This is a genomic window from Desulfobacteraceae bacterium, assembly GCA_022340425.1.
Lineage (GTDB): Bacteria > Desulfobacterota > Desulfobacteria > Desulfobacterales > JAABRJ01 > JAABRJ01.
Window position 1 is genome coordinate 1 of sequence record JAJDNY010000117.1, and the last position, 5,516, is coordinate 5,516.

5 protein-coding genes are annotated in these 5,516 nt (G+C 62.8%); 3 read left to right on the forward strand and 2 right to left on the reverse strand.

The features are described 5' to 3' along the window. Both LJE63_10150 and purM read right to left on the reverse strand, forming a co-directional pair. Positions 1-161: tRNA (adenosine(37)-N6)-threonylcarbamoyltransferase complex transferase subunit TsaD (locus LJE63_10150; protein ID MCG6906974.1), on the reverse strand; the 161-nt coding region annotated here is incomplete at its 3' end. A 625-nt stretch (positions 162-786) separates the two neighbouring features. Beyond that, positions 787-1,836: a phosphoribosylformylglycinamidine cyclo-ligase gene (gene purM, locus LJE63_10155; protein ID MCG6906975.1), complete on the reverse strand. Its 1,050-nt coding sequence runs from the start codon at positions 1,834-1,836 to the stop codon at positions 787-789. A gap of 356 nt (positions 1,837-2,192) precedes the next feature. On the opposite strand from purM, the gene LJE63_10160 reads away from it, so the two are divergent. From LJE63_10160 to thrH, 3 genes are all read left to right on the forward strand, one after another. Next, a complete protein-coding gene (locus tag LJE63_10160; GenBank protein MCG6906976.1) occupies positions 2,193-3,359 on the forward strand; it encodes an aminotransferase class I/II-fold pyridoxal phosphate-dependent enzyme in 1,167 nt (388 codons plus the stop codon). Positions 3,360-3,385: 26 nt separating this feature from the next. Beyond that, positions 3,386-4,702, forward strand: a complete 1,317-nt coding sequence (locus LJE63_10165) for a homoserine dehydrogenase (GenBank protein MCG6906977.1) — start codon at positions 3,386-3,388, stop codon at positions 4,700-4,702. A 79-nt stretch (positions 4,703-4,781) separates the two neighbouring features. Continuing rightward, positions 4,782-5,390 (forward strand): bifunctional phosphoserine phosphatase/homoserine phosphotransferase ThrH, encoded by a 609-nt coding sequence (gene thrH / locus LJE63_10170; GenBank protein ID MCG6906978.1) that lies wholly within the window; start codon positions 4,782-4,784, stop codon positions 5,388-5,390. Positions 5,391-5,516 lie beyond the last annotated feature (126 nt).

Consider the following 5,516-nt stretch of genomic DNA (forward strand, 5'->3'; position numbering starts at 1 on the left):
AGGTGCTGCCGTGAGGCCAGCTCGGGCACCACCCCGCCGTAGGGGTGATGCACCGCCACCTGGGAGGCCACCACCGAGGAGAGCACCTCCCGCCCATCTTTTACCAGGGCCGCGGCGGTCTCGTCGCAGGAAGATTCGATACCGAGAATGATCATGTGAATATCAACGAGAGCATGAAAGTTCCGTAATAATCATTTTACACTGGCAGGCGGAGTTTTTTTAGAAAGGGCTTTGCTGGGAACCTTGGGAATAGACCGGATTCACCGCTCTCAATGGGTCTTTGTTCATTTTCTTTTGCGGAAAAGAAAACGAACCAAAAGAAACCGCCCGCGCCCCGGGGCCCTTCGGGCTGCCCTGCGCTTCTCGCAGCCGGCGGGCCCTGTGGAACTCGCTCGCGCTCAAACAGCCACAGGGCCTTTTTCGCCGACTGCTGCGATGCTCGGCCCGGGACGACGGGGCATAACACCCCGGCCGCAAAAAGATTATGCTCCCTCCGACAATTTCAGGAGGCGGCACGTTGCAGGGGCTGAGACTTTTTCGCCAGCAACGATTTTAGTCAAAAAAAACGGCCGGTGACCCGGCCGGAACATAACGCAGCATTTGGGGTGCCACCCCATGGTCGACGCTTGGATGGAAACCCTCACACCCGCCGGGTGTGGTCCGGTTTAACCCCTCATGAAGTACAGACGGGCTGTTTTTGCTGGCCCCTCGCCAGCCAGGCCAACAGCCGGCGCCACAAGCGAACGAAGCCGTTGGGCCGCGACTTGATCTTGTCCGACCCGCCCATCAGCGCACCTCCCAGCGGACGCGCGCCTCACCTCCCTTGCGCTCTTCGATTTCACCGATGATGGTGGCTTTTTCGCCCATCCCGTTCAGGCGCTCGACCAGATCCTGGGCGGCGCGCTCCGGCACCACGGCGATCAGCCCGATGCCGTTGTTGAAGGTCCGCATCATCTCCATGTCCGAGACTTTGCCCGCGGCCTGCATGAACTGGAAAATCGGCGGGATCTCCCACGAGTTTTTGTAGACCACCACGCTGCAGGCCTTGGGAATGATGCGCACAACGTTGTCGGGAATGCCCCCCCCGGTGATGTGGGCCAGCCCCAGCACCGGCAGATCGCGGATGATGTTCTGGATGGTTTCGGAGTAGATCTTGGTGGGGGTCAGCAGCTCCTCGCCGATGGTGCGGCCCAGATCCGTTACGTGGGAGTCGACTTTCAGCTTCAGCGTCTCGAAGCAGATTTTGCGCGCCAGGGAGTAGCCGTTGCTGTGAACCCCGCTGGAGGCGACCCCGACCAGTTTGTTGCCCACGTGAATCTCTGAGCCGTCGACGATCCGGGTGTTGTCCACCACGCCCACCGAAAAGCCCACCAGATCGTATTCGCCCCCGCCGTAAAAGCCGGGCATCTCGGCGGTTTCACCGCCGATCAGGGCGCAGACGGCGAGCTTGCAGCCCTGGGCCACCCCCGTGATGACCTCGGTGGCGATGCGCGTGTCCAGCTTTCCCATGGCGAGATAGTCCAGGAAAAAGAGCGGCTTGGCCCCCTGGACGGCGATGTCGTTGACCACCATGGCCACCAGGTCGATCCCGACGGTGTCGTGCTTGTCCATCATGAAGGCGATCTTGAGCTTGGTGCCCACCCCGTCGGTGGAGCTCACCAGAACCGGCGTTTCCAGGTTGGCCAGGTTGAGCGAAAACAGGCCGCCGAAACCGCCGATCTCCCCCATCACCCCGTTACGCGGGGTTTGTCTGGCAATATCCTTGATGGTCGCCACAAAATCGTTGGCCTTGTCGATATCGACGCCGGCATCAGCATACGTCAAAGGCTTGTCCATCTGGATCTCCCGCTGAAAGCTGAACGTGTTCGGCCCTGTGGGCTGAATGGCATTTCCGCCACGCGGACGCCCCCGGGCGCTGCGGCGGCAAGGGGATGGAGGGCGGGACGGCGGCAAACCCACCGCCACATGGTCGGCAAGATGGTATAAATCGTCATAGACCATTGAAAATAAATCTATTCCTTTTAAAAGTCAAAACAATTTTTTTGACATTGGCGGCCCCTTGGGGTAATTAAAGTTCCTTTAAACCGGCGCACCGAAGGGCAGCCGCCATCGGGCGCCCCACCGAACCGACACCGGCACGCCGCCGCCCTGGCCGCGGCGCCAAAGTTATAAAACCTATAGAGGTCCGAAAAATGACCAAGTTCTCGCGGCTTGACCGCCTGCCCCCTTACGTTTTCGCCACGGTCAACCAGATCAAGATGGATGCCCGCCACCGCGGGGAGGATATCATCGACCTGGGGATGGGCAACCCCGATATCGGCACCCCCGAGCACATCGTGGCCAAGCTGGTCGAGGCCGCCCAAAAACCCCACAACCACCGCTATTCGGCCTCCATGGGCATCAACCGGCTGCGGGTGGCCATCGCCAAGTGGTACAAGGACCGCTTCGATGTGGAGATCGACCCCCAGCACGAGGCCATCGTGACCATCGGCGTCAAGGAGGGGCTCTCCCACCTGGTGCTGGTCACCATCCGCCCCGGCGACGTGGTCTTCACCCCCAACCCGACCTACCCCATCCACCCCTACTCGGCGATCATCGCCGGCGGAGATGTGCGCGGGGTGCCGGTGGGGCCGGGGGAGGACTTCTTCGAAAACCTGCTCAACGCCACCAAACAGACCTGGCCGCGCCCCAAGCTGCTGACCCTCTCCTACCCCCACAACCCCACCACCGAGGTGGTGGATCTGGCGTTCTTCGAGAAAATCGTGGCCTTCGCCAAAGAGCACGACATCATGGTGATTCACGATTTCGCCTATGCCGATCTGACATTTGACGGTTACAAGGCCCCGAGCTTTCTGCAGGCCAAGGGCGCCCGGGATGTCGGGGTGGAGTTTTTCTCGCTTTCCAAGAGCTACAGCATGCCCGGTTGGCGGGTGGGCTTCTGCGTCGGCAACCCCGAGATCATCGCCGCCCTGCGGCGCATCAAGAGCTACCTCGACTACGGCATTTTCCAGCCGATCCAGATCGCCTCGATCATCGCCCTGGAGGGAGACCAGAGCTGCGTCGCCGAGATCCGCGACACCTACCGCGAGCGCCGCGACGCCCTGATCAACGCCCTCAACCGGGTCGGCTGGGAGATCCCCAGCCCCAAGGGCACGATGTTCGTGTGGGCCAAAATTCCCCAGCAGCACCTGCACATGGGGTCGGTGGAATTCGCCAAGTTTCTGATCCGCGAGGCCAAGGTGGCCGTCTCACCGGGGCTCGGGTTCGGCGAATACGGCGACGAGTACGTGCGCTTTGCGCTGATCGAAAACAAGATGCGGATCAACCAGGCGGCCCGCGGTATTCGCAAAATCATGTAGCGGCCGCGCTTGAGGAGACAGCGGAAATGAGGGTCATCAACGTCGGACTGCTGGGTTGCGGCACGGTGGGCACGGGGGTCGCCAAACTTCTGATCGAAAACCAGGCCCTGCTGCGCGCCCGGGTGGGGGCGAAACTGCGGCTGAAAACCATCGCCGACATCGACACCGACCGCGACCGGGGCCTGGACCTGGCGCCGGGGGTGATGGTGCCGGACGCCCGGCCGGTGGTGGACGACCCGGAAATCGACATCATCGTCGAGATGATCGGCGGCGAGGGCATCGCGCGCGAGCTGATCCTAAAAGCCATCGCCAACGGCAAGCAGGTGGTCACCGCCAACAAGGCGCTGCTGGCGCTGCACGGCAACGCGCTGTTTGCCGCGGCCGCGGCCGGCGGGGTCGACCTGGCCTTCGAGGCCAGCGTCGGCGGCTGCATGCCGATCATCAAAACCCTGCGCGAATCGCTCGTCGCCGACCGCATCCACACCATGACGGGCATTTTAAACGGCACCTGCAACTACATCCTGACCAAGATCACCGACGACGGCTCCCCCTTCCGGGAGGCCCTGGCCGAGGCCCAGAAAAACGGCTTTGCCGAGGCCGACCCCACCCTGGACGTGGAGGGCTTCGACACCGCCCACAAGCTGGCCCTGCTGACGGCCCTGGCCTTCGGCATGGAAATCAATTACGGGGACATCTACATCGAGGGCATCTCCAAGATCACGCCCCAGGACATCGGCTTCGCCGCCGACTTCGGCTACCGCGTCAAGCTGCTGGCCATCGGCAAGGACCGCGGCAACGCGGTGGAGGCCCGGGTGCACCCCACGATGATCCCCGAGGACAACATCCTCTCCAGCGTCAGCGGCAGCCTCAACGCCATCACCGTCTCGGCGGACGCCGTCGGGGACATCCTGCTCTCCGGGCGCGGGGCGGGGATGCTGCCCACCGCCAGCGCGGTGTTGAGCGACGTGGTCGACATCGCCCGCAACCTGGTCAACGGCACCACCGGGCGGGTCCCGGCGCTCTCCTACCAGCGCGACCAGATCCGGCAGGTGCCGCTGCTGCCCATCGAAGAGTTGACCACCCACTACTACTTCCGGTTCTCGGCCCTGGACCGGCCCGGCGTGCTCTCCAAGATCTCGGGCATTTTGGGCAACCACGAGATCAGCCTCAAATCCGTCCACCAGAAGGGGCGCAAAACCAACGGGGCGGTGCCCATCGTCATGCTGACCCACCTGGCCCGGGAAGCCGACGTCAAGCAGGCGCTGGCCGAAATCTCTTTGCTGGATGTGGTCAGCGACCGCCCCGTCGTGATCCGCATCGAGGATGACAACGACACGGACTGACCCGATTCCTACCGGAAGGATGATCTGTCAACCGCGGGCCCTTGCGGCGGCCCCCAACAGAAAAAGAGGCCAACCCCCCATGCACATCGTCTGCTCCGACCTGGAAGGGGTTTTTGTCCCCGAAATCTGGATCAACGTGGCCCTCAAAACCGGCATCGAGGAGCTCAAACTGACCACCCGGGACATTTCCGACTACGACGTCCTGATGCGCCGGCGGCTCGCCATCCTGGCGGCCCACGGGCTCAAGCTCCAGGACATCACGGCGGTCATCGCCAGCATGGACCCCCTGGAGGGCGCGCTGGAGTTCCTGGACTGGCTGCGGCCCCTGACCCCGATCATCGTGGTCTCCGACACCTTTACCCAGTTTGCCGGGCCGCTGATGCAAAAGCTCGGCTGGCCGACCCTTTTCTGCCACAGCCTGGAAGTCGCCCCCGACGGCGCCATCACCGGCTACCGCCTGCGCCAGCCCGACAGCAAGCGCCGGGCGGCGCAATCCCTGCGGCAGCTCAACTTCAAGATCATCGGCATGGGCGACTCTTACAACGACATCAACCTGCTCAAGGAGTCAGACACCGGCATCCTCTTCCGGCCGCCTGAAAACGTCGTCCGCGAGTTCCCGCAATTTCCCGTCACCCGCGATTACGAGGAGCTCAAGCCACTGATCCGGACCGCCCTGGCCCAGGACTGATGGCGGCGTAGAAAACCCAATTTCGGCGTTGCGCTGCATCTCGAAGTCGCTGCGGCGTAGAGTAGTACGCCTCACTCCTCAAGATTTGCGCGCCTTGAACTTGGGTTTTCTACGCCCCCATCCAAA

Excerpts from the sequence above, each read along its gene's own strand:
- purM (MCG6906975.1), bottom strand. The coding sequence starts at position 1,836 with ATGGACAAGCCTTTGACGTATGCTGATGCCGGCGTCGATATCGACAAG.
- LJE63_10160 (MCG6906976.1), top strand. The coding sequence starts at position 2,193 with ATGACCAAGTTCTCGCGGCTTGACCGCCTGCCCCCTTACGTTTTCGCC.
- LJE63_10165 (MCG6906977.1), top strand. The coding sequence starts at position 3,386 with ATGAGGGTCATCAACGTCGGACTGCTGGGTTGCGGCACGGTGGGCACG.
- thrH (MCG6906978.1), top strand. The coding sequence starts at position 4,782 with ATGCACATCGTCTGCTCCGACCTGGAAGGGGTTTTTGTCCCCGAAATC.